Origin of the sequence: Variovorax boronicumulans (assembly GCF_009811375.1) — a bacterium.
Lineage (GTDB): Bacteria > Pseudomonadota > Gammaproteobacteria > Burkholderiales > Burkholderiaceae_C > Variovorax > Variovorax boronicumulans.
The window spans coordinates 4,280,193-4,303,337 of sequence record NZ_BKDH01000001.1 but is presented as its reverse complement, the minus strand read 5'-3'; the positions used below and the strand labels follow the sequence as shown (position 1 = coordinate 4,303,337).

The 23,145-nt window shown below is 68.2% G+C and carries 23 protein-coding genes; 10 read left to right on the top strand and 13 right to left on the bottom strand.

The annotated features are described in order from the left end of the window. The 4 genes from VHAB30_RS19895 to VHAB30_RS19880 form a co-directional block, all read left to right on the top strand. A partial coding sequence (locus tag VHAB30_RS19895) for a DUF2345 domain-containing protein (RefSeq protein WP_159278238.1) occupies positions 1-524 on the top strand: 524 nt, incomplete at its 5' end. Positions 525-530: 6 nt separating this feature from the next. Beyond that, a complete protein-coding gene (locus VHAB30_RS19890) occupies positions 531-1,370 on the top strand; it encodes a DUF4123 domain-containing protein (RefSeq protein ID WP_159278237.1) in 840 nt (279 codons plus the stop codon). 22 nt (positions 1,371-1,392) lie between these two features. After that, a complete protein-coding gene (locus VHAB30_RS19885) occupies positions 1,393-2,145 on the top strand; it encodes a DUF3304 domain-containing protein (RefSeq protein WP_159278236.1) in 753 nt (250 codons plus the stop codon). Next, positions 2,142-4,193: a T6SS phospholipase effector Tle1-like catalytic domain-containing protein gene (locus tag VHAB30_RS19880; RefSeq protein ID WP_159278235.1), complete on the top strand. Its 2,052-nt coding sequence runs from the start codon at positions 2,142-2,144 to the stop codon at positions 4,191-4,193. Before VHAB30_RS19885 ends, VHAB30_RS19880 begins: the two co-directional genes overlap by 4 nt. Positions 4,194-4,229: 36 nt before the next feature. Here the strand turns inward: VHAB30_RS19880 and VHAB30_RS19875 are convergent, their stop codons facing one another. From VHAB30_RS19875 to VHAB30_RS19850, 6 genes are read right to left on the bottom strand one after another with little or no spacing between them, the layout of a single operon-like run. Then, complete coding sequence (locus VHAB30_RS19875) at positions 4,230-5,681, bottom strand: aldehyde dehydrogenase (RefSeq protein ID WP_159278234.1); 1,452 nt, start codon at positions 5,679-5,681, stop codon at positions 4,230-4,232. Between the two features lie 39 nt (positions 5,682-5,720). Next, positions 5,721-6,431, bottom strand: a complete 711-nt coding sequence (locus VHAB30_RS19870) for an ABC transporter ATP-binding protein (protein ID WP_159278233.1) — start codon at positions 6,429-6,431, stop codon at positions 5,721-5,723. After that, positions 6,428-7,177, bottom strand: coding sequence for an ABC transporter ATP-binding protein (locus VHAB30_RS19865; RefSeq protein WP_095949424.1), 750 nt, complete (start codon positions 7,175-7,177; stop codon positions 6,428-6,430). Before VHAB30_RS19865 ends, VHAB30_RS19870 begins: the two co-directional genes overlap by 4 nt. Next, a complete protein-coding gene (locus VHAB30_RS19860) occupies positions 7,174-8,106 on the bottom strand; it encodes a branched-chain amino acid ABC transporter permease (RefSeq protein ID WP_159278232.1) in 933 nt (310 codons plus the stop codon). Before VHAB30_RS19860 ends, VHAB30_RS19865 begins: the two co-directional genes overlap by 4 nt. Next, on the bottom strand, positions 8,103-8,981 hold the full coding sequence (locus VHAB30_RS19855) for a branched-chain amino acid ABC transporter permease (RefSeq protein ID WP_159278231.1): 879 nt from the start codon (positions 8,979-8,981) through the stop codon (positions 8,103-8,105). The genes VHAB30_RS19860 and VHAB30_RS19855 overlap by 4 nt, the downstream gene beginning before the upstream one ends. A 4-nt stretch (positions 8,982-8,985) precedes the next feature. Then, the gene (locus VHAB30_RS19850) at positions 8,986-10,176 is read right to left on the bottom strand and encodes an amino acid ABC transporter substrate-binding protein (protein ID WP_159278230.1); all 1,191 of its coding nucleotides are present in this window, start codon (positions 10,174-10,176) and stop codon (positions 8,986-8,988) included. Between the two features lie 212 nt (positions 10,177-10,388). Here VHAB30_RS19850 and VHAB30_RS19845 point away from each other — a divergent pair, with 212 nt between their 5' ends. Beyond that, entirely contained in the window at positions 10,389-11,348 is a 960-nt protein-coding gene (locus tag VHAB30_RS19845) for an AraC-like ligand-binding domain-containing protein (RefSeq protein ID WP_159278229.1), read from the top strand. On the opposite strand, the gene VHAB30_RS19840 is transcribed toward VHAB30_RS19845, so the two are convergent. After that, positions 11,320-12,249, bottom strand: a complete 930-nt coding sequence (locus VHAB30_RS19840) for a class I SAM-dependent methyltransferase (protein ID WP_159278228.1) — start codon at positions 12,247-12,249, stop codon at positions 11,320-11,322. The two genes, VHAB30_RS19845 and VHAB30_RS19840, sit on opposite strands and share 29 nt — an antisense overlap. Positions 12,250-12,348: 99 nt before the next feature. Here VHAB30_RS19840 and VHAB30_RS19835 point away from each other — a divergent pair, with 99 nt between their 5' ends. The 5 genes from VHAB30_RS19835 (at position 12,349) to VHAB30_RS19815 (ending at position 15,912) form a co-directional block, all read left to right on the top strand. Continuing rightward, positions 12,349-13,326 (top strand): LysR family transcriptional regulator, encoded by a 978-nt coding sequence (locus VHAB30_RS19835; protein ID WP_235926778.1) that lies wholly within the window; start codon positions 12,349-12,351, stop codon positions 13,324-13,326. A 207-nt stretch (positions 13,327-13,533) separates the two neighbouring features. Then, positions 13,534-14,259, top strand: coding sequence for a hypothetical protein (locus VHAB30_RS19830; protein WP_159275013.1), 726 nt, complete (start codon positions 13,534-13,536; stop codon positions 14,257-14,259). Between the two features lie 49 nt (positions 14,260-14,308). Beyond that, positions 14,309-14,785: a hypothetical protein gene (locus VHAB30_RS19825; protein WP_062478668.1), complete on the top strand. Its 477-nt coding sequence runs from the start codon at positions 14,309-14,311 to the stop codon at positions 14,783-14,785. 93 nt (positions 14,786-14,878) lie between these two features. After that, entirely contained in the window at positions 14,879-15,487 is a 609-nt protein-coding gene (locus VHAB30_RS19820; protein WP_159278226.1) for a flavin reductase family protein, read from the top strand. A gap of 5 nt (positions 15,488-15,492) precedes the next feature. Next, positions 15,493-15,912 carry a hypothetical protein gene (locus VHAB30_RS19815; RefSeq protein WP_159278225.1) on the top strand — a complete coding sequence of 140 codons (420 nt, stop codon included), beginning with the start codon at positions 15,493-15,495 and terminating at the stop codon, positions 15,910-15,912. On the opposite strand, the gene VHAB30_RS19810 is transcribed toward VHAB30_RS19815, so the two are convergent. The 6 genes from VHAB30_RS19810 to VHAB30_RS19785 are packed head-to-tail and all read right to left on the bottom strand — an operon-like array spanning position 15,893 to position 23,016. After that, positions 15,893-16,453: a methyltransferase family protein gene (locus VHAB30_RS19810; RefSeq protein WP_070063659.1), complete on the bottom strand. Its 561-nt coding sequence runs from the start codon at positions 16,451-16,453 to the stop codon at positions 15,893-15,895. The genes VHAB30_RS19815 and VHAB30_RS19810 overlap by 20 nt on opposite strands. Positions 16,454-16,482: 29 nt before the next feature. Beyond that, positions 16,483-17,241: an SDR family NAD(P)-dependent oxidoreductase gene (locus tag VHAB30_RS19805; protein WP_159278224.1), complete on the bottom strand. Its 759-nt coding sequence runs from the start codon at positions 17,239-17,241 to the stop codon at positions 16,483-16,485. 10 nt (positions 17,242-17,251) lie between these two features. Further along, entirely contained in the window at positions 17,252-19,303 is a 2,052-nt protein-coding gene (gene paaZ, locus VHAB30_RS19800) for a phenylacetic acid degradation bifunctional protein PaaZ (RefSeq protein ID WP_139700060.1), read from the bottom strand. Positions 19,304-19,361: 58 nt separating this feature from the next. Next, positions 19,362-20,093, bottom strand: a complete 732-nt coding sequence (locus tag VHAB30_RS19795; protein WP_062478652.1) for an ABC transporter ATP-binding protein — start codon at positions 20,091-20,093, stop codon at positions 19,362-19,364. Beyond that, positions 20,090-21,991: a branched-chain amino acid ABC transporter ATP-binding protein/permease gene (locus tag VHAB30_RS19790; RefSeq protein ID WP_159278223.1), complete on the bottom strand. Its 1,902-nt coding sequence runs from the start codon at positions 21,989-21,991 to the stop codon at positions 20,090-20,092. Before VHAB30_RS19790 ends, VHAB30_RS19795 begins: the two co-directional genes overlap by 4 nt. Then, positions 21,988-23,016, bottom strand: coding sequence for a branched-chain amino acid ABC transporter permease (locus tag VHAB30_RS19785; protein ID WP_062478648.1), 1,029 nt, complete (start codon positions 23,014-23,016; stop codon positions 21,988-21,990). The genes VHAB30_RS19790 and VHAB30_RS19785 overlap by 4 nt, the downstream gene beginning before the upstream one ends. Between the last annotated feature and the right edge of the window lie 129 nt (positions 23,017-23,145).

The following is a 23,145-nucleotide window of genomic DNA, read 5'->3' as shown; positions in this document are numbered from 1 at the left end:
CCGCACGCGGCGGCCTGGCGATGGTGGCGGGCCAGCAGCTGCAGGTCGTCAGCGGCGAGACTGCCACGCTGGCCAGCGGCGGCGACATCAACATGGCGCTGGCCGACGTGCTGCGCGTGCACAGCGGGCAAGCCATCGGCGTGCTGGCCGGGGCGCAGAAGGCCGATGCGGACACAGGCCTGTCGGTCATCGCGGGCAACGACGACCTGGACTTCCAGGCGCAGCACGACGAACTGCGCGTGCAGGCCAAGGAAGCGCTGAAGATCGCCAGCACCGACCAGACGGTGGAGTTCGCGGCCAAGAAGAAGATCCGCATCGCGACGGCGCAAGGTGCGTCGATCACGCTGCAGGATGGGGACATCACCTTCGAGTGTCCGGGGAAGATCACTTATCACTCGGTGCAGCGGAAGTTGGCTGGGCCGGTGCAGAAGAGCTACCCGCTGCCGGCATTCCCCAAGAGCATCTGCGTGGCGTGCCTCCTCAAGTCGCTCAAGTCGGCGCCGGCCTTCACCCAGGTGGAGTAACGCACGATGAACCTGATCGACAAGCACGCACCCGGATGGATCGACGCCCTGTTTGCGGACGACGGCCCTCTTGCCTCCGGCATCGAGGGATTTCGCTACGCCTTGATCGATTGCGCATTCGCTCCGCAATGCCATCAGCTGCTCACGAGTCACTTGGGCTCCGGCTCTTGGCGGTCGCTCTACGAGAACATGCCCGGCGCTTCGGATGAAGCGATCCAGCATTCACCCATGCTGCTGAACATCGATGCCGTCGAGAGGCCCTTGCTCTATCGTGTGCTGCTGCTGACGAATGGCTTGCCGATGCTCAGCTTCATCCGCTCGAACGAACCGCTCGAATCGCTGTTCGAACGCCTGAGCCCCTGGTGCATCGTGAATGCGGACGGGCAGTATTTCGTGCTGCGCTTTCCCGACACGCGCCGCCTGCCGGATGTGCTGGCTGCGCTGTCTCCGTTGCAGCAGATGGCGTTCTGCGGTCCCGGAGCCACATGGAATTTCCGTCGGCGCGACGCCAGCTGGAGCAGTTTCCTTGCACCGGAGAAAATGGCATCCACGTCGCTGGCTCCATGCGCACCGGTACTCGATGGTGATCAATGCGCGCTGCTCATTGCCGGCAGCGAAGCGGATGAAGTGATCGCGAACCTGCTTCAACTTTCGCCAGCCTACGAAGCGCAGCACCGGCCCTCGGTGCTGCACGCACTGGCTGTATGCGGTCTCGCCGCAGCCGATGCCATGCAGTTCGACACGGTGGCGCAACGGATGAGGCTGTGTGAAGTTTTTTGGCAGCACCCCGAACTCAGCCACGGCGCTGGCCCGGACCATGAAGCGCTGCGCGCCTTGATGGTCTAGCGCATTGCCGCAGGAACAACAGATGATTCTCAAAAACTGGCTCCTTCCCCTCGCGTTTCTTGCATCTCTGGCTACGGCAGGATGTGCCACTGGTCGTGCTGACACGGTTCCGGCCTCGGTCAGCGGCGTCAACTACACCGACCAGGACATCCGCTACCGGCTGTTCGACCCCAAGGACCCGAAGCAGACCGTGGTCGCCTCCGAAGAGATCGGCCCGTTCGCCGCGGGAGGCGTGATCTGTTGCTACAACGTACCGAAGATGTGGGCGCCCGGCATCCAGGTCGGCGTGATCCTGCAGAGCTACGACAACAAGGCGGGCGACTACCGGCCGCGCCAGACCTTCATCGTCGACCTGCCGCCTTACGACAAAAGCGGCAAGGCAGGGGATGTGTGGTTCATCAACTATCCCGATGGCACGGTGGGGGTGGTTTCAACTGCGTACCGACCCAACGGCGACGAATGGCCCGGGAAGATCAAGGGGTGGCCCAAGCCTTCATTGGCTTTCCAGCAGGAGTTGTGGGAACGAGATATGAGACTGGCGCAGGAGGGGTTGAAGTCGAGCAAGAAATCGCTGGAGGAACTGAGTACAGATCCAAAAAAATACCTCCACAAGACATGGGAATGGCGCGCAAAAGAGTTCGCCTATCGAAAGGAACTCGCAGCGTTCTCGGGGCCAGACGATCCCGCCTTCTTCACCAAGGAGAGGGCCATGCTGGAGCGACTTGTGGCTTGGGACCAAGAAAAGGTCGATAGGTTGATGAAGGTCAAGCCATGACCGCACATTTGGTCAATCCCATCGAAGAGGAAATATTCTCCAATCCTTCAAATCGAGAAGTTTTCTTTGGACCAGCAAGCGACAAGATCCGAGTCGACTACGAGGTGAGCCGCGAACTGCGCCCTGTGGGTCAGCCCGGCAAGTCCTGCGACGTGAACCTCTTCATGGGCTTCTTCTTCGACGGCACGCGCAACAACTACGATCGCAGCACCAGAGAAAAGGATCACACGCACTCCAACGTCGCACGCCTGTACGGTGCCTATCCGGGCCAGCACGTGCCCGGGGTGCCAGCCGACCCCGATGCGCAGTGGACCACCAACCCCGACAACTACCAGCAGTTCTTCAAGGTGTATGTGCCGGGCGTGGGGACGCCCTTCACGCAGGTGGACGACAGCGGCACCGGCAAGGACGCGCTGCTGGGCAACGCCACGGCGCTCTACGGCGAGCGCCGCATCCTGTGGGCGTTGGCGCAAGCGCTCAACTGCGTCTACCGCTACCTCACCCGAAGCGGCAACGGACCAGGGCTGTTCTCCAGCGAAGAAGTACTGAAGTTTTGCAAGGCTTTCGACCTCGGGCGGGAGGAGCTGCTGGAAGCGGGCAAAGGGCCCGCCGACAAACGCCAACGCGAGAACAAGAATCGTCGCACGCTCGAAGCGATGCTCAACAAGCTGCACGAGTCAGTCAAGCCGCACATGATCGATCCCGCAACGGGCCAGTGCAGCAAGGTTGATCCGGGGCGCGTGCAGCGCATCTTCGTCAGCGCATTCGGCTTTTCGCGAGGCGCAGCGGAGGCACGGGTCTTCGTCAACTGGTTCCTCGCGATGTGCGAGATCGATGCCGAACTCCGCGGGCAGACCGGGCCGACACTGGCCTCGTTTCCGGTGACCTTCGACTTTTTGGGACTGTTCGATACCGTCGCGTCGGTCGGTGTGGCGGCCTCGTCCCTTTTCGCCGACGGCCATGGCGGCTGGGCTGACGCTGACACTTCGATGCGCATCCCGGCCGACGTGCCCTGCCTGCACATCGTGGCCGCGCATGAGTTCCGTCGCAGCTTTCCATCGGATTCCATTCATGTCGGCAATACGTTGCCTGAGAACTCTCGGGAGTGGGTGTGCCCTGGCATGCACTCGGACGTCGGCGGAGGCTACATGCCGAAGGAGCAGGGCAAGGGGATCGATGAGGCGGGCGAGGACATGCTTTCGCGCATTCCCTTGGCCCTGATGTACCGCGAAGCACGAATCTTGGGCGTGCCCCTGAAACTGGAACTGGCACGCCCAGTCATCCAGAAGCAGTTCATGGTCGCCAAGGACCTGATCCGGGACTTCAACGCTTACCTTGCCGTATGCCGGGTCAAGGAAGGGGTGCTGCGCGACATCATGGCGGAACAGCGCAAGCTGTTCATCCTGTGGCGCAAATCATGGGCCGGTCGCCCGTTGGAGATGGATTTTGTCCTGCGTGCTCCGGCCCCAGACCGGGCGGATCTCTTGTCGGCCGACGAGCAGTTCGTCAAGGAAGTGAAGGACTTCGAAGCCTGGCTCAAGAAAAAGAAGCGGATCAGCGGCCGCAACAGCCCCGACGGCACACCGCACGAAGTCGACAACGTGCCCGGCATCGATTCGGAGCGGGTCGGCGAGTGGGGGCGCATCGAGCCGTACTGGAACGAGCCTGTGCTCACCAGCAAGCTGTTCGAAGACCGCGTGCACGATTCGCATGCATGGTTCAAGCTCACCGGGCCCGAAGCGGCCGAGTTCAAGGAGCAGCTCGAAAAACTGGTGGCCCGAAAGAAAAGAGCGGACGAGGCGCGCGGGCAGATCGATCCACCCAGAGGCGGGGCGCCCGCCGGGCTGACGCGCCGGCAGGAGCAATGGGTGAACCTGTACCTGACCAAGGGCGAGTACGCGCCCGAGTTCACGGAAGGGCGCGAATGGTATGCATGGGGGGCCGGCTACCTGCGCTATCGCCGTGTGTATGCGGGCGCGGACGAGACACGGTTGACCCAGAACCGTCGGCCCGCCGAAAGGGCTTCGCCGGAGCCGATGATGGCCTGATCGGAACGGCAGGGCGGTGTCCTGCCGCTCCTTCGTTCAGAACGGATAGTGCCGAGGCGTCGTCTGCACCGTGATCCACCGCAGCTCCGTGAACGCCTCCACCCCGGCCCGCCCCCCAAACCGCCCGTACCCCGACGCCTTCACCCCCCCGAACGGCATCTGCGCCTCGTCGTGCACCGTCGGCCCGTTGACATGGCAGATCCCCGCCTCGATGCGCTGCGCCACGTTCCACGCACGCGCCACATCGCGGCCGAACACGGCGGACGACAAACCGAACTCGTTGTCGTTGGCCACCGCCACCGCTTCTTCCACGCCATTCACGCGCACGACCGCCTTCACCGGCCCGAAGGATTCCTCGCGGTAGATGGCCATCGCGGGCGTGACGTGGTCGAGCACGGTGGCGGGCATCAGCGTGTTCTGCGCCTTGCCGCCGCACACGAGCACGGCGCCCTTGGAGAGGGCGTCGTCGATCAACGCGTTGCAGCGTGTCACGGTGCTCATGTCGACGACCGAGCCCAGCACGACGGGGCCTTCGCGCGGGTCGCCGAGCGGCAAGGCCTGTGCGCGGGCGGCGAACTTCGAGACGAACTCGTCGGCGACGGCGTTGTCGACCACGAGGCGTTCGGTCGACATGCAGATCTGACCCGAGTTGGCAAAGGCGCCGAAGATCGCGCCGTCCACGGCCGCGTCGATGTCGGCATCGTCGAGCACCACGAAGGGCGCCTTGCCGCCGAGTTCGAGCACGGCGGGTTTCAGGTACGTGGCGCAGGTCTGCGCGATGAGGCGGCCCACGCGCGTGGAGCCGGTGAAGTTGACGCGCCGCACCGCCGGGTGCGCGACCATGGCCTCGACCACGGCGCCCGCGTCGGCGGGCGCGTTGGTGACGAAGTTGACCGTACCCTTGGGCAGGCCGGCCTCGGCCAGCGCTTCGATGATGAGCGCATGCGTCTCGGGGCACAGCTCGGAGCCCTTGAGCACGACGGTGTTGCCGCAGGCCAGCGGCGTGGCGATGGCGCGGGTGGCCAGGATCACGGGGGCGTTCCATGGCGCGATGCCCAGCACCACGCCGGCGGCCTGCCGCACGCCCATGGCAAGGCTGCCGGGCACGTCGGACGGGATGACCTCGCCCGCGATCTGCGTGGTGAGCGACGCGGCCTCGGTGAGGATGCCGGCCGCCAGGTGCACGTTGAAGCCCGCCCACAGCGCCGAGGCACCGGTCTCGCGGGCCATGGCCTGCACGAAGGCGTCGGCGCGCGCTTCGAGCGCGTGCGCGGCCTTCAGCAGCAGGGCGCGGCGCTCGTTGGGGCCGGTCTGCGACCAGGTGGCGAAGGCGCGCTGCGCGGCGTCGACGGCGGCGACTGCGTCGGCCGGCGTGGCGGCAGGGGCGCGCGTGGCGATGCCGCCGTCCAGCGGGTTGCGGCGCTCGAAGGTGGCGCCGCCGGTGGCCGCGCGGCGTTCGCCGTCGATGAGCATGGAGATGTCGGTCATGGGTGTCCTTTGCAAGAAAGAAAGAGGAAGAGGGGTGGTTCAGGCCACGCCCAGGTAGGCCTGGCGCACGGCGTCGGAATGCAGCAGCGCCTGCGCTTCGCCCGAGGCGACGACGCGCCCGCGTTCGAGCACGTAGCCGCGGTCGGCGGCCTGCAAGGCCTTGCGCACGTTCTGCTCGACCATGAGCACGGTCACGCCCTGGTCGGCGATGCGGCGCACGATGGCGAGCAGTTCGTCGACCATGCGCGGCGCCAGGCCGAGCGAGGGCTCGTCGAGCATCAGCAGGCGCGGCCCGCTCATGAGGGCGCGCGCCACGGCGACCATCTGCTGCTCGCCGCCGCTCATGGTGCCGGCGAGCTGCGTGGCGCGTTCCTTCAGGCGCGGAAAGTCGTCGAAGGCGCGCGCGAGGCGCTCGGCGCGCAGCCGCGCGGGAATGAGCCAGCCGCCGAGTTCGAGGTTCTCGGTGACGGTCATCTGCGGGAACAGCTGCCTACCTTCTGCCACCAGCGCGAGGCCACGCCGCACGCAGGCTGTGGCATCGGCGGACGGCAAGGCCGCACCGTCGAGCACCGCGTCGCCCGTGCGCGGCAGCAGCCCCGCGAGCGCCTTGAGCAGCGTGGTCTTGCCCGCGCCGTTGGGTCCGAGCACGACGGTGACGCCGGGCGTCACGTCGAGGTCCAGGCCCTGGATGACCTGGAAGCCGTGGTAGCCGGCCGCAAGACCGCGCACGGTCATCTGGGTGCCGCTCATGCCGTGGTCTCCATCTCGTCGCCCAGGTAGGCCTCGACCACCTCGGCATTGCGCACGACCTCGGCCGGCGTGCCGTCGGCGATCTTGCGGCCCTGGTGCAGCACCAGCACGCGCTCGACGTACTTCAGCAGCGTGGTCACGGCATGCTCGATCCACACGACGGCGAGGCCATGGTCGTCGCGCAGGCGGCGGATGCGCCGAGCCATGGCATCGACCTCCGCCTCGGTGAGGCCGGCCGCCACCTCGTCGAGCAGCAGCACGCGCGGCCGCGTGCCCAGCGCCATGCCGATCTCGAGCAACCGCTGCTGCGAGGGCGTGACGTCGGCCGCGATCTGCGTCGCGAGGCCGCCCAGGCCCAGCATGTCGAGGATCTCGCCGGTGCTGCCCAGGCCCGCGATGGGCGCGCGGCGGCGGCCGGCGAACTGCATGCCGAAGCGCACGTTGTCTTCGAGCGTCATGTCGGCCATCACGCGCGGCGTCTGGAAGGTGCGCGCGATGCCGTGTGCGGCATACAGGTGCGGGCCGCGCCGCGTCAGGTCGACGTCGCCTTCCACCAGCAGCCGGCCCGAGGTCGGCATGACCACGCCCGAGATCGCGTTGAAGAAGGTCGTCTTGCCCGCGCCGTTGGGGCCGATGATGCCGACCAGCTCGCCCGCATGCAGCGTGGCGCTCACGGCATCGACGGCGGTGAGCCCGCCGAAGCGCACCGTGAGGTCGCGGGCTTCGAGAAGCGGCGTGGCCTTCATGGTGCGTGCCTCCGCAATGCCGCCGCCTTGCGCTGCCACAGTGACGCCAGGCCGTTGGGTAGGTACATCACGCACAGGATGAGCAGCAGCCCCAGCACCATCATGTAGCCGTAGGGCAGCTGCAGCCGCAGCGTCTCCGACAGCAGGCTGAACACGATGGCCGCGGCCACCGGTCCGCCGATGCTGGCCGCACCGCCGATCATCGCGATCAGCACGGTCTGGAAGCCGATGAAGGGGCTGAACACGGCGGCCGGTTCGATGTAGGTCCAGCGCACGGCCATCGCGGCGCCCACCGCGCCGGCGAAGGCGGCGGTGAGCGCAAAGCCGGCGATCTTCACGCGGCGCGTGTCCACGCCCAGCGTCTGCGCGCGTTGCTCGTCGGCACCGATGCCGGCCAGCGCCAGGCCGAAGCGGCTGCGCTTCACGAGCAGCGCCGTGGCAATGGCCGCGCCCGCAATCGCCAGCACCGTGAGGTACACCGTCTCGTTCGACGGCACCACCGTCAGCACGCGGCCCACGGTGCCCGAGACCTGCTTCTCGACGAAGGTGACGGCATGGCGGATCAGCTCGGTCATGCCGAAGGTCAGCACGGCGAAGTAGGTGCCGCGCAGGTGCAGCACGGCCGCGCCCATCAGCACCGCCACCGCGCTCGCGATGGCCGCGCCGCTCAGGATCACCAGCGGCCAGGGCAGCACCTCGAGCAGCGTCGCGCTCGCGTACGCGCCCAGGCCGAAGAAGGCCGAGGTGGCCAGCGACAGGTAGCGCGTGGCACCGCAGAACAGCGACCAGCTGGTGGCCAGCGCGATGTACATCAGGCAGCCGAGCGCGACAGACGCGATGAACTCGCTCGCGACCCACGGCACGGCGGCCGCCAGCGCGAGGCCGATGCAAAGCAACCACCACGGTTTGTTTTGAAAGAGGGAATTCATCTTCTGGAGAACAGTCCGTTGGGCCGCCAGATCAGCACGCCGATGAACACGGCGTACGACAGCAGCATCTTGAGCGAGGGGCTCGTGTAGTACATGCCCAGCGCTTCCACCACGCCCAGCAGCAGGCCGCCGACGAGGCTGCCCGCGATGCTGCCGAAGCCGCCGAGGGTGATGACGATCAGCGCCGTCACGGTGTAGGGCTCGCCCATCGAGGGCGAGATTTCATAGGTCATCGACAGCAGCGCACCGGCCACGCCCGAGAGGCCCAGGCCGATGCCGAACATCAGCGGATGCAGCCGCCTGGTGTTGATGCCCACGAGCTGCGCGCCGGTGGGCGACTGCATCAGCGCGCGCACCGCCTTGCCCAGCAGCGTGAGCTTGAGCAGCGCGATGAGCACGAGGCTCAGCGCCAGCGCCACGCCGAACAGCACGAGCTTGTTGGCGGTGAAGCGCATCTCGCCCAGCTGCACCGGTTCGGCCAGGTAGTCGTAGCCGCGCAGGTCGCCGCCCCACACGAGCAGGGCGGTGTTCTGCACGAAGAACATGAGGCCGAAGCCGACCATCAGGCTGCGCGCCTCGAACACGTCGACGTTCGGCGCGCGCGCTGCCACCTGCCGGAAGCACAGCCAGTGCACCGCGATGCCCAGCGCCATCAGCAGCACGAAGGCCACCGGCATGAAAAGGAGCGGCGAGATGCCCAGCGCCGTGTGTGCCCACCAGGTGAGAAAGGCGCCGAGCATCAGGAACTCGCCGTGCGAGATGTTCATGATGCGCATCAGCCCGTACTGCAGGTTCAGTCCGATGGCCACCAGCGCATAGATGCCGCCCGTGATCAATCCGCCGGCCAGGAGCTCGGCCCATCCAGAGAACGACACGCTGTTATTTCCAGGCCGGCTTCGGCATCAGTTGCGCGGTGGCACGGTCTTTGGGCCACACCACTTCGAAGTCGCTGCCCTGCCACTGCGACACGGTGCCGGGAATCGACGCGTTCTCGCTGCCCTCGAAGCGGATCGGCCCGAGGATGGTCTTGAACTCGTTCTTCGCGATCTGCTCGCGCAGCGCCTTGCGATCGAGGCCCACCTTTTCTACCGCCTGCTGCAGGATCTGCAGGCCGGCCCACGCATGGCCGCTGGCCCAGCGGTCGGGTTCCTTGCCGAACTTCTTGGTGTGCGCATCGAAGTAGGCCTTGGCCTCGGGGCTGGTCTTGCTGTTCCACGAGCCCATGCCGATCACGCCCTCGGTGTTGGCGGCCATCACGTTCTTGTAGAGCTGGAAGGCGGTGCCCACCGAGGCGTAGAAGTACTTCGGGTTGAAGCCCACCTCGCGCGCCTGCCGGCTCGCCAGGATGGTGTCCGGCGGGTAGGTGATGCCGATGAAGGCATCGGGGTTCAGGTCCTTCATGGTGCGCAGCACGGGCGCGAGGTCTTTCACGCCCAGCGGGTAGCTCTTGCGGTCGAGCACCTGGATCTGCGTCTTCTTCAGCGCGTTGTTCAGCGCCGCGAAGTTCTCCAGGCCGAACAGGTCGTCCATGTAGACGATGGTGATGGTCTTCACGTTCTGCGCCACCAGCATGTCGACCAGCGCGCCCATCATCTTGTCGGGCTGCTGCAAGAGCGAGAAGAAGAAGGGCAGGCGCATGTCGATGAGCTTGCGCGACAGCGCGGTGGGCGCCAGCAGCGGATAGCCGAAGCGGTTGGCCAGCGGCGCGACCGCGAAGTTGGCGCCCGACCCCCAGGGCGGCAGCACGAGGTCGACCTTGTCGCTGCCCATGAGCTTTTCAAACGTGCGCACGCAGGTCTCGGTCTCGCTGCGGTCGTCGTAACCGATGAGCTCGATGGGGCGCTTGGCACCCTTCACCGACAGGCCGCCCGCGGCGTTGACCTGCTCGGCCCACAGCAGGTAGTTGGGTTCCTGGCTCACCTGCGCACCCGCGGCCCAGGGGCCGGTGCGGGCGATGGCGTAGCCGATGCGAACGGGGGCGCTTTGCGCGAACAGCTGCGGCGCGACGGCGGCTGCGCCCAGCGCGGTGGCCGTGCCCTGGATCCAGTGGCGGCGGGTGGGGTGAAGCATGGAGGTCTCCTTCCGGGCGTCGGTATGCGCCCGCTGACCGGGATCGTAGAAACGCACGCCTTTTGGCGCTGTGCCCGCCGCGCACAAAGCACTTGACGCAGCGTGCAGGCGCCTAGTGGTTAACCCGCAAAGGCGAGGGCTTTGCGGGCACTCCACAATGCGCGGCATCCCGCCGCCGTGTTGCAATCTTTCGTCTTCACTGCTTTCACCCCATGACCGCGTCCCTGCTCCTGTCCACCGACGAGATCCCGCCGAAGGAACGCGGGCCGCTGTGGTGCGAATGGGTGTGGCGCCACTTCGGCGGGCTGGGTTCCGACCTGTACGGCGACAGCGATTTCGATGGCCACCTCGCGTCCTCGCACGCGGGCGACGTGATCCTCACGCGGCTCGAGGCCAACCGACATCGCGTGCTGCGCACCCCGCAGATGGCGCGCCTGAGCGACGCGCCGTACCTGAAGATCGTCGCGCCCTGGCAGGGCTCGGCCGAGGTCACGCAGCGCGGGCGCGCGGCGGCCGTGCGTGCGGGCGGCTGGACGCTGTACGACACCACGCTCGACTACACCGTGGCCAACCCCGAGCGCAGCGACCACCTCATCGTGATGCTGCCGAAAGACCAGATCGCTTCGCCCGCATTGCCGCTGGGCGACCTCGTCGCGCGGCGCATCGGCGGCGACAGCGGCATCTCGCGCGTGGCACTGGAGACCATGCGCAACACCTACCTGGAGCTGCCCTACATGAGCGAAGCCGCCGCGCGCGGCGCGGGCGAGTTGCTGATCCAGCTGGTGCGCCTGTCGCTCATGGAGCTCGCGGGCCAGAGCACCGCCCAGACCCAGCGCGAGGCGCTGAAAGACCGCATCCACCGCCACGTGGCGCAGAACCTGCGCGACCCCGCGCTGTCGATCGACGGCATGGCACTGGCCCTGCGTTGCAGCAAGCGCCTGCTGCACCAGGCCTTCGCGGGCGACGACGACACGCTCACCGGCTACATCCAGCACCAGAGGCTCGCGGCCAGCATCCGCGACTTGATCGACCCCGCGAACGCCGCGCGCTCCATCACCGACATCGCGCTGGGCGCGGGCTTCGGCAACCTCTCGCACTTCAGCCGCGTATTCCGCGCGCACACGGGCGGCAGCCCGAGCGAGTTCAGGCGGCAGGCGATGGTGCCGCGCTGACGACGCGCGCGTGCGCGATGTGCGCCGCGCCGGCCGGCTGCAGGCCGTTGCGCCCGGCCGGGTCGTAGCGCGCCAGTGCTGCGTGGCCGTCGATGTCTTCGAGCAGATCGAGTCCGGTGCCGCGCAGCAGCGCCGCCAGCGTCTTCGGATCGAAGCCCGACAAAAACTCTTCGCCGACCGAGGCCACGTCGCTGCGCAGCTTCTGGAAGGCCTCGGTGCCGGAGGGGCCTGCGTGCAACGTGGCCTCGTCGATGTAGGTGAAGACCAGTTCGCTGCCGGGCGCCGCGCAGGTGGCGATGTCGCGCAGCGCGGCAAGGTTGGCCTCGCGCGTCAGGTACACCGTCACGCCGAGCCACGAGAAGAAGGTCGGCTGCGCGGCGTTGAAGGGCGAACGCGCGAGCGCCGCGCCGAGGCGTTCGGCCGACAGGTCCGCTTCGACGAAATGCACCGATGCGGACGGTGCCACGCCGCAGGCCGCGAGGCGCTGGCGCTTCAGCGGCTGCGTGGCCGGGTGATCGACCTCGTAGATGCCCAGGCCCTGCGCCCACTCGGGGATGCGGCACACGAAGCTGTCGAAGCCGGCGCCGATCAGCACGTACTGGGCGACGCCGCGCGCGACCGCGTCCTTCAACGCGTCTTCCGTGTAGCGCGAACGCAGGATCACGTCGGGGTAGGCGGCGTTGGCGCGCATCGCGTCGTCGAGCGCTGTGTCGGGTGAGTCCGTCGAGGTGGCGTCGCGCCGTGCCAGCGCGCGTTCCAGGAACGCGACGCGCACGCTGTCGGGCACCAGGCGCTCGCCCCACGGGTCGTCCAGCAGCGGCGCAGGCGCGCTGCGCGAATGGATGGAGCGCATGAGCGCGGTGGCGAGGGCGGTGCGGCTGGCTTGCGAAGAAGGATTCAAGGGCGGGGCTCCAGTGGTGCGGGGGCGCGAAGTTTCAACCCGCACGAGGCGTCTGTACAGTGCATTGTTCAAAGCAATGACCTGCACGAAATGAATTCCATGGACCTGAATTTGCTGGCCGCACTCGACGCGCTGCTGAGCACCGGCAGCGTGAGCGCGGCGGCCGAGCGCATGCACCTGAGCGCGCCGGCCATGAGTCACACGCTCGCGCGCATCCGCGAGGCGCTGGGCGATCCGATCCTCGTGCGGGCCGGCCGCAAGCTGGTGCCGACGCCGCGTGCGGTGGCGTTGCGCGATCCGGTGCGCCGCCTGATCGCCGACGCGCGCCTGTTGATGCAGCCCGACGGCGGCGTGCCGCTGTCGCGTGTGACGCGCGAGTTCACGGTGCGCGCGCCCGAAGGCATGGGCATCGTCTACGGCGCGACCTTGCTGGCCGCGCTGCGGCGCGACATGCCGTTGGCGCGCCTGCGCTTCGTGCCCGAAAGCGACAGCGATGCGATGGCCTTGCGCGAAGGGCGCATCGATCTCGACGTGGGCACGCTGCCCGACCGAGGGCCGGAGACGCAGACCGCGTTGCTGTACGAGCAACGCATCGTCGGCGTGGTCGGGGCGGGGCACGAACTGCTCAAGGCGCGCGTCACGCCCAAGCGCCTGGCGGCCCAGCAGCATGTCGCGGTCACGCGGCGTGCCAGGTCGGTCGAGCCCCTCGACAGCCTGCTCGCGGCACAAGGCTGCGCGCGGCAGATTGCATTGACCGTGCCCAGCGCCTATGGCGCGCTGATGGCCGCCGCGCGCTCGTCGCTGGTGGCCTGCGTGCCCGAGCCGCTGGCACGCACCGTGGCCGCGAGCCTCGGCCTGGCGATGTTCAAGCTGCCGGTGGCCGTGCCGCCCGAGCAGGTGTTGCAGGCCTGGCATCCACGCGATGAGGTGGACCCGGCGCACCGTTGTCTTCGCGAGGCGGTGGCGGCCGTGTCGAAAGATGCGCGCTTCGGTCCGCTCACGGGCCGCGACGCGCAGGCCCCGATGCGCGGGCGCGCACTGGCCGCACACCGCGCGCTGCTTGCAGAGTTGCCATGAATGCTTAAGCAGCGCTTGTGTCGAAGCGGGCATCAAACTTAAATCTTCTCGGTTAACTGATTTCGCAGCGGGCGTTTTCAGATCAAAAAAAAGATGCGTTAACGCATGCGAAGCCTCGAGAGCGACGCTTCCCGCTGGTATGGTCGTGCGCGCAATTCAGCTCCACGCCACCACGCCCGTTGTCGACGCATTGGGTACTTGCTTCACATGCCCCTTCGTCACGACCGCATCTTTCCGCGCTACGCGTTCTACTGTGTGCTGGCCGGCCTGGCCGCGATCTATGTCTTCTGCGCCATGGTGCTGGTGCCGGCAAAGATCTACATCCTTCCGTACCTCATCACGCCGGACTTCGTGCGCTACAAGGGCGCCTTCTTCGTGCTGGTGCTGGCGATCCCGGCCGCGATCTACCTGATCTGCTGGAAGGGCAGCGACTTCTTCGCGTGGCTGCGCACCCCGCAGGTGCTGACGCTGACCGCGCACGGCCTGCAGCTGGGCACGCAGACCATCGCCTTCGCCGACGTGACGCGGCTGCGCCATCGCCACAACCGCAACCACCTGCTGCTCACCACCCGCGATGGCCAGACGCTGCGCCTGCGGCTCGACCTGTGGGACGACCCGTATGCGCTCGTCGCCGAAGTGGAAGAGGCCGTGGGCGAAGTGCTGCGGCACGACGTGGAGCGGCGCCTGCATGCGGGCGACACCGTGCCCTTCGGCGCGCTGGCGCTCAATGCGGAAGGGCTGGTGCACAAGGGCCAGCTCATCGCGTGGTCGAGCATCGACACGATCCGCACGCAGTCGGACGCCGAAGCGATGGACGTCGACGAGCACCTGCTCATCGTCGCCAACGGCAAGACCCGCAAGATCGATCGCTCCAAGATCGACAACGAGCCGGTGCTGATGAGCTGCCTCATGCAACGCCTGCCGTCGGCGTGACTCCCTCTTCTTTTTCTTTCTTCAATCTCCAAAGTACAGCGACTCCAAAATGGAAATCTACAGCTCCGCCAGCCAACAGGAAAAAACCCGCCAGGACCGCCCCGTCTTCTACTCCCGCACGCGGCTGATCGCCGGTGCCACGCTCTGGGTGGTGGTGGCGGTCGTGCTGGCCGTGCTGTGCATCCGCGCGCAGGACAAGAACATCGGCATCCTCATCGCGGCGGGCTTCGGCCTGCTGGCCGCTTGGCTGGCCGTCAAGTGCATCCGTACGCTGGCCAACATCGCAACGCCCGCCTTCGTCATCGGCCGCCAGGGCCTGACCTTTGAGAACGGCCTGCTGCTGCCGTGGCACAACATCGTCGAGAACACCTGGGTCAACCAGGACTACATGGGCATTCCCATCGGCAAGCAGATCCAGATCAAGACCGACCTGCCCAAGCCGAAGGCTCGCGTGCTGCGCCGCGCGACGGCGCTGGAGATTTCGGGCGACGAGTACCTCGCGCTGTGCGACGCCTACGCGGCGTGACGGGCAAACAACCGCGCGTTTGAGCCGCCCGGCGCCTGCTGGTAGGCTGGCGGGCCGCCATCCTCCGGGCTCGCTTTCGCGGGCCCCACGCGCATGAACGCCTCCCACCGCCGGCCGGTTCCGCTGAACAAGGCCTACCGTCTCCTGAACCACGGCCCGACCGTCCTCGTGAGCGCCGCGCACGACGGCCGGCGCAACATCATGGCCGCGGCCTGGGCCATGCCGCTGGACTTCGATCCGCCCAAGGTGGCCGTGGTGCTCGACAAGAGCACCTGGACGCGCGTGCTGCTCGAAGGCGCGGGCAGCTTCGCGCTGCAGGTGCCCACGCGCGCGCAGCTCGACCTGACCGAGGCGCTGGGCAACAGCTCGGGCCGCGAGATCGCCGAGCGCGACGGCAGCGACAAGTTCGCCGCCTACGGCCTCTCGACCTTCGCGGGCGAGGTCACCGGCACGCCGCTGCTCGAAGGCTGCGCGGCCTGGCTCGAATGCCGGCTGCTGCCCGAGCCGCCGATCCAGCAGCGCTACGACCTGTTCCTGGGCGAGGTGATCGCGGCGCAGGCCGATGCGCGCGTGTTCTCCGAAGGCCGCTGGCATTTCGAGGGGCACGACGACCTGCGCACGCTGCACCATGTGGCGGGCGGGCACTTCATCGTCGACGGCGATGCGGTCGATGCGAAGGCGCTGCCGCGTTTGACACCGTAGCCTGCATGCCGGACCTGAACCAGATCATCACCGTCGTCGGCTACAGCCTCATGGGGCTGCTGGCGGCCATGATGGGGTCGCTGGGCCTGGCCGCGCTGTGGACGTGGCGCGACTGGCCCGGCGCCGACCGCCTGACCGGCCTGGCCGCGCGGCTGGCGATCCTCACGTGGATGGTGGGTGGCGTGATGCTGGTCGTCGGCGGGCTGGCGATGGCCGGGCTGGCGACCTGGGTCATCTTCTGGGCGTCCAAGCCGCTGCCGTCCACGGTGCTCGGCATCGCGGGCTACGTGGCGTCGCGGGCCGTGCTCGTGGTCATGGCGGTGCTGCTGGTGCGCAAGGGCGGGCTGGTGCTCTCCGCCTGGTGGGGCGCGAGGAAAGAAGAGGGCGCGTCCGAAGCGCCCGGCGCTACAGCACGAAAGGAATGAAGCGCCGCGTGCCACGCATGTAGTCGCGGTAGTCGTCGCCGAAATGCGCGAGGCATTCCTTTTCGTCGCGCAGCGCCGTCAGGAAAAGGAACAGCGTGGCCATCAGCACCAGCGCCAGCGTGAGCCAGGTGAACTGCTTGAGGAAGGCGCCCCAGGCCAGCAGCATCAGCGCCGTGTACATCGGGTGGCGGATGTAGCGGAAGGCGCCGGTGGTCACCAGCGCCGAGGTCTTTTCAAAGCCGTACAGGGCCGGGTCGTCGTTGCGCGCCTCGCTCGGCTTGCCCTGCGCCTTGAGCAGCCGCACCGCGTGGATCGGCAGCCAGATCGACAGCGCCAGCAGCACGCACGAAAGCAGCTGCGTGAACGAGAGCGGATCGACATGCCACACCGGCAGGTTCAGCACGATCAGCACCAGCATGCATTCCCACGCGAAGAAGCGGTAGAAGCCGTGCGAGCCGGGCTGGCTCAGCGGCCCGCGCGACACGTACAGCAGCGCGGCCGTGCCGGCGACGAAAAGAAAGAGCTGGAACCAGAGGAGCATGGCGGCCGAATTTACACGGCCCGCAAGACTCAGCCGGAGATCGAAAACCCGCCGTCGACAGGGATGGCGGTGCCGGTCACGTAGTCGGAGGCGGCGCTGGCCAGGAACACGGCGGTGCCTGCGATGTCCGAGGGCTGGCCCCAGCGGCCGGCCGCGGCGCGCGCCTTCACGCGCTCGTACAGGCCCGGGATCTGGTTGCGTGCACCGTCGGTCAGCTCGGTCTCGAACCAGCCCGGAAGGATCGCGTTGACCTGGATCTGGTCGGCCGCCCACGAGAGCGCGGTCGACTTGGTGAGCTGCACGATGCCGGCCTTGCTCGCGGCGTAGGCCGGGGCGTAGGGCGCGCCGAAGATCGACATCATCGAGCCGATGTTGATGATCTTGCCGCCGCCTGCGGCCTTCAGGTGCGGGTGCGCGGCGCGGCTGCACAGGAAGGCGCTGGTGAGGTTGGTGTCCATCACCTGGTGCCACTCGGCCAGCGCGAGCTGATCGACCGGCTTGCGCACCGTGGTGCCGGCGTTGTTCACGAGGATGTCGAGCCGGCCACAGCGCGCGGCGACCTCGTCGAAGGCCTTCTGCACCGAGGCTTCGTCGGTCACGTCGAGTGCGAGCGCGAAGCTGTCGCTGCCCAATGCCTTCAGCGATTCGACTGCGGCGGCCGACTTCTGCGCATTGCGCGCCGCAACGATGACGCGGGCGCCGGCCTTGGCGAGGCCCTGTGCCATGCCGAGGCCGATGCCGCCGTTGCCGCCGGTGACGAGCGCGACTTTGCCTGTGAGATCGAACATCAGGTGGAGCTTAGGTGGTAGTGGGTTTCTTGGAGACGAGCGTCAGGATATCGTAGCTCGCGACCAGCTCGCCGAGCTGGTTGGTCACCTCCACGTCCCAGGCCACCACGCCCTGGCCCTGGCCGCTGGCGTCCTTCTTGTTGCGGTCGATCTTGCGCTTGCAGGTCAGGCGCGCCTGGATGGTGTCGCCGATGCCCACGGGCTTGACGAAGCGCAGCGTGTCCAGGCCGTAGTTGGCCAGCACCGGGCCGGGCGAGGGCGACACGAACAGGCCCGCGGCCGCCGACAGCACGAAGTAGCCGTGCGCGATGCGCTTGCCGAAGGGCGAGGCCTTGGCCGCCTCTTCGTCGAAGTGCATGTAGAAGTAGTCGCCCGAGATGCCGCCGAAGGCGACGATGTCGGCCTCGCCCACGGTGCGGCGGTGCGTGAGCAGCGAGTCGCCGATGCGCAATTCTTCGAAGTAGCGGCGGAAGGGATGCACTTCGCTCTCACGCAGCGCGGCGCCGCGCACGTGCTCGCCGGTCACGGCCGCGAGCATGGTGGGCGAGCCCTGCAGCGCGGCGCGCTGCAGGTAATGCTTCACGGCGCGCAGGCCGCCGAGTTCTTCGCCACCGCCCGCGCGGCCCGGGCCGCCGTGCTTGAGCACCGGCAGCGGCGAGCCGTGGCCGGTCGATTCGGCGGCGGCCTCGCGGTCCAGCACCAGCAGGCGGCCGTGCCAGGCGGCAGCCACCGGGATAGCCTTGGCCGCGATGGCCGGGTCGCGCGTGACCAGCGTGCCCACGAGGCTGCCCTTGCCGCGTGCGGCCAGGGCCAGCGCTTCGTCGATGCCGTCGTAGGGCATGAGCGTGCTGACGGGGCCGAAGGCCTCGACGTCGTGCGCGGCGTCGTGTTCGAGCGGCTTGCGGCTCAGGAGCAGCGTGGGCGCGAAGAACGCGCCTTCGCCCACGCCGTCGCCCACGGGCGCGAAGCCGTCGCGTTCGCCGTACACCAGCTCCGCGCCCTGCAGCAGCGTGGCGACGCGCTCGGCCACGTCGGCCTGCTGGTCGCGCGAGGCGAGGGCGCCCATGCGCACGTCTTCGCGCGAGGGGTCGCCGATGACGGTCTTGGCCAGGCGCGCGCGCAGCTTCTCGGCCACGGCATCGAGGTGCTGGCGCGGCACGATCGCGCGGCGGATGGCCGTGCACTTCTGGCCGGCCTTGATGGTCATCTCGCGCGCCACTTCCTTCACGAAGAGATCGAACTCCTCGTCGTCGGGCGTCACGTCGGGCGCGAGGATCGCGCAGTTCAGCGAGTCGGCCTCGGCGTTGAACGGGATCGACTGGCGCACCAGGTTCGCGTTCACGCGCAGCTTGGCGGCGGTGTCGGCCGAGCCGGTGAAGGTGACCACGTCGGGCCCTTCGAGGCGGTCGAGCAGGTCGCCCGTGCTGCCGATCACGAGTTGCAGGCTGCCTTCGGGCAGGATGCCCGACTGCACGATGAGCTTCATCAGCGCTTCGGTGAGGTAGCTGGTGGCCGTGGCCGGCTTGCCGATGCAGGGCATGCCCGCCAGGAAGCTGGGCGCGAATTTCTCAAGCAGGCCCCACACCGGGAAGTTGAAGGCGTTGATGTGCACCGCCACGCCGCCGCGCGGCACCAGGATGTGCGTGCCCGCGAAGCCGCCCTTCTTGCCTAGCGGGAAGGCCGGGCCCTCGTGCACGAGATTGCCCGAAGGCAGCTCGTTGGTGCCGATGCTGGCGTAGGCGCTGAGCGTGCCGGCGCCGCCTTCGATGTCGATCCAGCCGTCGGCGCGCGTGGCGCCCGTGTGGGCCGAGACGGCATACAGCGCTTCCTTGTTCGCGGCCAGGTACTTGGCCAGCGCCTTCAGGCGCTCGGCGCGCTGCTGGAAGTCGAGCTTCATGAGCGCGGGAATGCCGACGCGGCGCGCGTGCGCCAGCGCCTCGGCGAAGTCGATGGCCTCGGCGTGCGTGCTTGCCACGGCCTGGCCGTTGACGGCGCTGCGCAGCGATTGCGCGGCTTCCTGGCCGATCCAGCGGCCGGCGATGTAGCTTTGAAGGGTGGTCATGGCGCGTGTCCTTTGAAAAGGGATGGCGCAGCGGCGCGGGGCGCGCGCTGCGCGGGGGTCATTTCTTGTTGCCGATGCCCAGGTAGGTATCGATGATTCGCTGGTCGTGCAGCAGATCGCCGGCATTGCCTTCGAGCGCCACGGCGCCCATCTCGAGCACGTAGGCGCGGTCGGCCACCTGCAGCGCGGCGCGGGCGTTCTGTTCCACCAGCAGCACCGAGACGCCGTGCTTGCGCAGCTGCGACACCACGCGCAGCACCTCGCGCACCACCAGCGGGGCCAGGCCCAGCGAGGGTTCGTCGAGCATCAGCAGGCGCGGGCGCGCCATCAGCGCGCGGCCGATGGCCAGCATCTGGCGCTCGCCGCCCGAGAGCGTGGAGGCCATCTGCGGGCGGCGTTCCTTCAGGCGCGGAAAGATCTCGAAGATCTCGTCCATGCGCGCGCGCTGGTCGCGCTGGCCCTTGCGCCACTGGTAGAAGCCGCCGAGCAGCAGGTTGTCTTCGACCGACATCTCGCCGAACAACTCGCGCCGCTCGGGCACCAGCGCCACGCCGCGCGCCACCATGGTCTCGACGCCGGGGCGTGCGATGCGCTCGCCGTCCAGCGACAGCTTGCCGGTCGACTGCAGCAGGCCCATGGCCGCGCACAGCAGTGTGGTCTTGCCGGCGCCGTTGGGGCCGATCACGGTGACGATCTCGCCTTCGTTCACGTGCAGGCGCACGCTGTGCACCGCCTCGACGGTGCGGTAGGCGACGCAGAAGTCTTCCAGTTGAAGGATCGGGTGGCTCATCGGGCGTCTTCCAGCAGTTCGTCGTCGGCGCCGCCCAGGTAGGCCTCGAGCACGCGCGGGTTGGCCTGCACTTCGGCCGGCGTGCCGGTGGCGATCACGGTGCCGAACTCGAGCACGGTGATGCGGTCGGCGAGGTTCATCACGAACTCCATGTCGTGCTCCACCACGAGGATGCCCAGGCCTTCGGCGCGCAGCTGGCCCAGCAGCTCCGACAGCGCGCGCTTTTCCAGGTGGCGCAGGCCGGCGGCGGGTTCGTCCAGCAGCAGCACCGAGGGCTGGCCGGCGAGCGCGCGTGCGATCTCGACCACGCGCTGCTGTCCGAGTGACAACGAAGCGGCCGGCGTGTCGGCATGCGCGCCGAGGCCGCAGCGCTCGATCTGCTTGCGGGCCTCGGCCATCAGCGCGGCTTCTTCGGCGCGGTCCAGCCGCAGCATCGCGGCGAGCCAGCCGCGTTTCGCGCGCAGGTGCGCGCCGAGCGCCACGTTCTCGACCACGCTGCGCTGGCCCAGCAGGCGCACGTGCTGGAAGGTGCGGCCCAGGCCGCGTGCCGCGAAGGCGCGCGAGGGGCGGCCCGACATGGCATCGCCTTCGAGCCGCACTTCACCCGAACTGGGGTCGTCCACGCCCGAGATCATGTTGAAGAAGGTGCTCTTGCCGGCGCCGTTCGGGCCGATCAGCGCATGGATCTCGCCGGCCTTCAGCGTCATCGAGATGTCGTTGTTGGCGATGAGGCCGCCGAAGCGCTTGCTGACCGCGTCGGCCTGCAGCAGCATCGTGCCTGCCGCCGGCAGCACGCGCTGCGCGAGCTGCGCCGCCGGTGCGGCCGCGTTGGCGGCGGGCGCCTTGGCCACCGGCCGCACCCAGCGGCTCACGAGCCGCGCCAGCGTGGGCCACAGGCCGTCGGCAAAGCGCTGCAGCACGAACAGCATCAAGAGGCCGAACACCACCACCTCGAAGTTGCCGCTGGTGCCCAGCAGCGCGGGCAGGATGTCCTGCAGCTTCTCTTTGAGCAGCGTGATCAGCGTGGCGCCGAGCACCGCGCCCCACAGGTGGCCTGCGCCGCCGACCACCGCCATGAACAGCATCTCGATGCCGATGTTCAGGTTGAAGGGCGTGGGGTTCACGAAGCGCTGCATGTGCGCGTAGAGCCAGCCCGACACCGCCGCCAGCAGCGCGGCCAGCACGAACAGCTTGATGCGGTGGCGTGCGGTGTCGACGCCCATCGACTCGGCCATGAGCCGGCCGCCCTTGAGCGCGCGGATGGCGCGGCCTTCGCGCGAATCGAGCAGGTTGTGCAGCGCCCACAGCGCCAGCAGCAGCACGGCCCAGATCACCACGCCGAGTGCGCGCGGCGAGGCCAGTGAGATGCCTGCGACCACCAGCGGCGGCACGCCCGTGATGCCGGTCTGGCCGCCCAGGAACTCCATGTTGCCGAGCAGGAAGTACAGGCTCAGGCCCCAGGCGATGGTGCACAGCGGCAGGTAGTGGCCCGACAGCTTGAGCGTGACCGCGCCGAGCGCCCAGGCCAGCGCGAAGGTCAGCACCAGCCCGAGCAGCAGGCCGAGCCACGGCACCAGCGCCGAACCGGCGATGCCGCCCAACCAGCCCGCGGCCGTGGGCGAGGTGCAGATCCACGCGGTGGCATACGCGCCCATGCCGACGAACGCGGCCTGGCCGAAGGAGGTCATGCCGCCCACGCCGGTCAGCATGACCAGCCCGGCGGCCACCAAGGCATACAGGCCGATGTTGCTGAGCACCGCGACCGTGAAGTCGGGCAGCCAGCCCCAGGCCAGCGCGAGCGCCACGATGCACACCAGCGTGAGGGTGCGCGGCGTGACCAGCGGACGGCCCGCGTGCGCGGCGGTGGCGGGCGAAGATGAAGTCGACGGCGCGCTCATTCCTCGTCCTCCACGTGGTGGCTGCGCAGCGAACGCCACCACAGCACCGGAATGATCAAAGTGAACACCAGCACTTCCTTGTACGCGCTGGCCCAGAACGAAGAGAAGGCCTCCAGCAGGCCGACCAGCAACGCGCCCGCGAGCGCCAGCGGGTAGCTCGCGAGCCCGCCCACGATGGCGGCCACGAAGCCCTTCAGGCCGATGAGAAAACCGGTGTCGTAGTAGACCGTGGTGATCGGCGCGATCAGCAGGCCCGACACCGCGCCGATGAGCGCCGCGAGCGCAAAGCTCAGGTCGCCCGACAGCTCGGTGGGAATGCCCGAGAGCCGCGCGCCCACGCGGTTGATGGCCGTGGCGCGCAGCGCCTTGCCGACCATGGAGCGGCCGAAGAACCAGAACATGGCGATCACCAAGAGCAGCGTGACGCCCACCACCACGAGCGACTGCCCGCTCACGGGGATGCCGCCGATATCGAAGCGCACGTCGGAGAACGGCGTGGTGCGCGAACCTTCGGCACCGAAGAAGAACAGGCCCAGGCCGACCAGCACGCCGTGCAGCGCGACCGAGACGATCAGCAGCATCAGCACCGTGGCATCGGCCAGCGGACGGTACGCCAGGCGATAGAGCAACGGGCCCAGCGGCGCGATCAGCACCAGCGTGGTCACCGCCTGCATCGTCATCGACGTGGGCTTGAGGCCCAGCACCAGCACCGCGGCGATCGCCGGGAAGGCGACGCACCAGGTGAAGGCCGAGCGCCAGTCGATGGTCGCGCCGCGCTTCCAGCGCCACACCTCCACGGCCAGCGCCATGACGCCCAGCGCCACCAGCAGCCACAGCGTGGCCGGCGTGCGCCCGCCCTGCAGCGCCGCCATCGAGAGCGCACCGAAGGCGACGAACTCGCCCTGCGGGATGAAGATCACGCGCGTGACCGAAAACACCAGCACCAGCGCGAGCGCCATCAGTCCGTAGACCGCGCCGTTCACGATGCCGTCCTGCCCCAGCAACAGGGCAATCTGCAAGTCCATATGAAAACCTTCGGGCCGGGCCCGTGCGTCAGATCAGATCAAGAGCGACCGTCGTTGCGGTCGTTGCCACGAACACCATCGTGGCCTGTTCCAGAAACACCGAGGAACCGGCTTCGCCGGCCCTCAGGT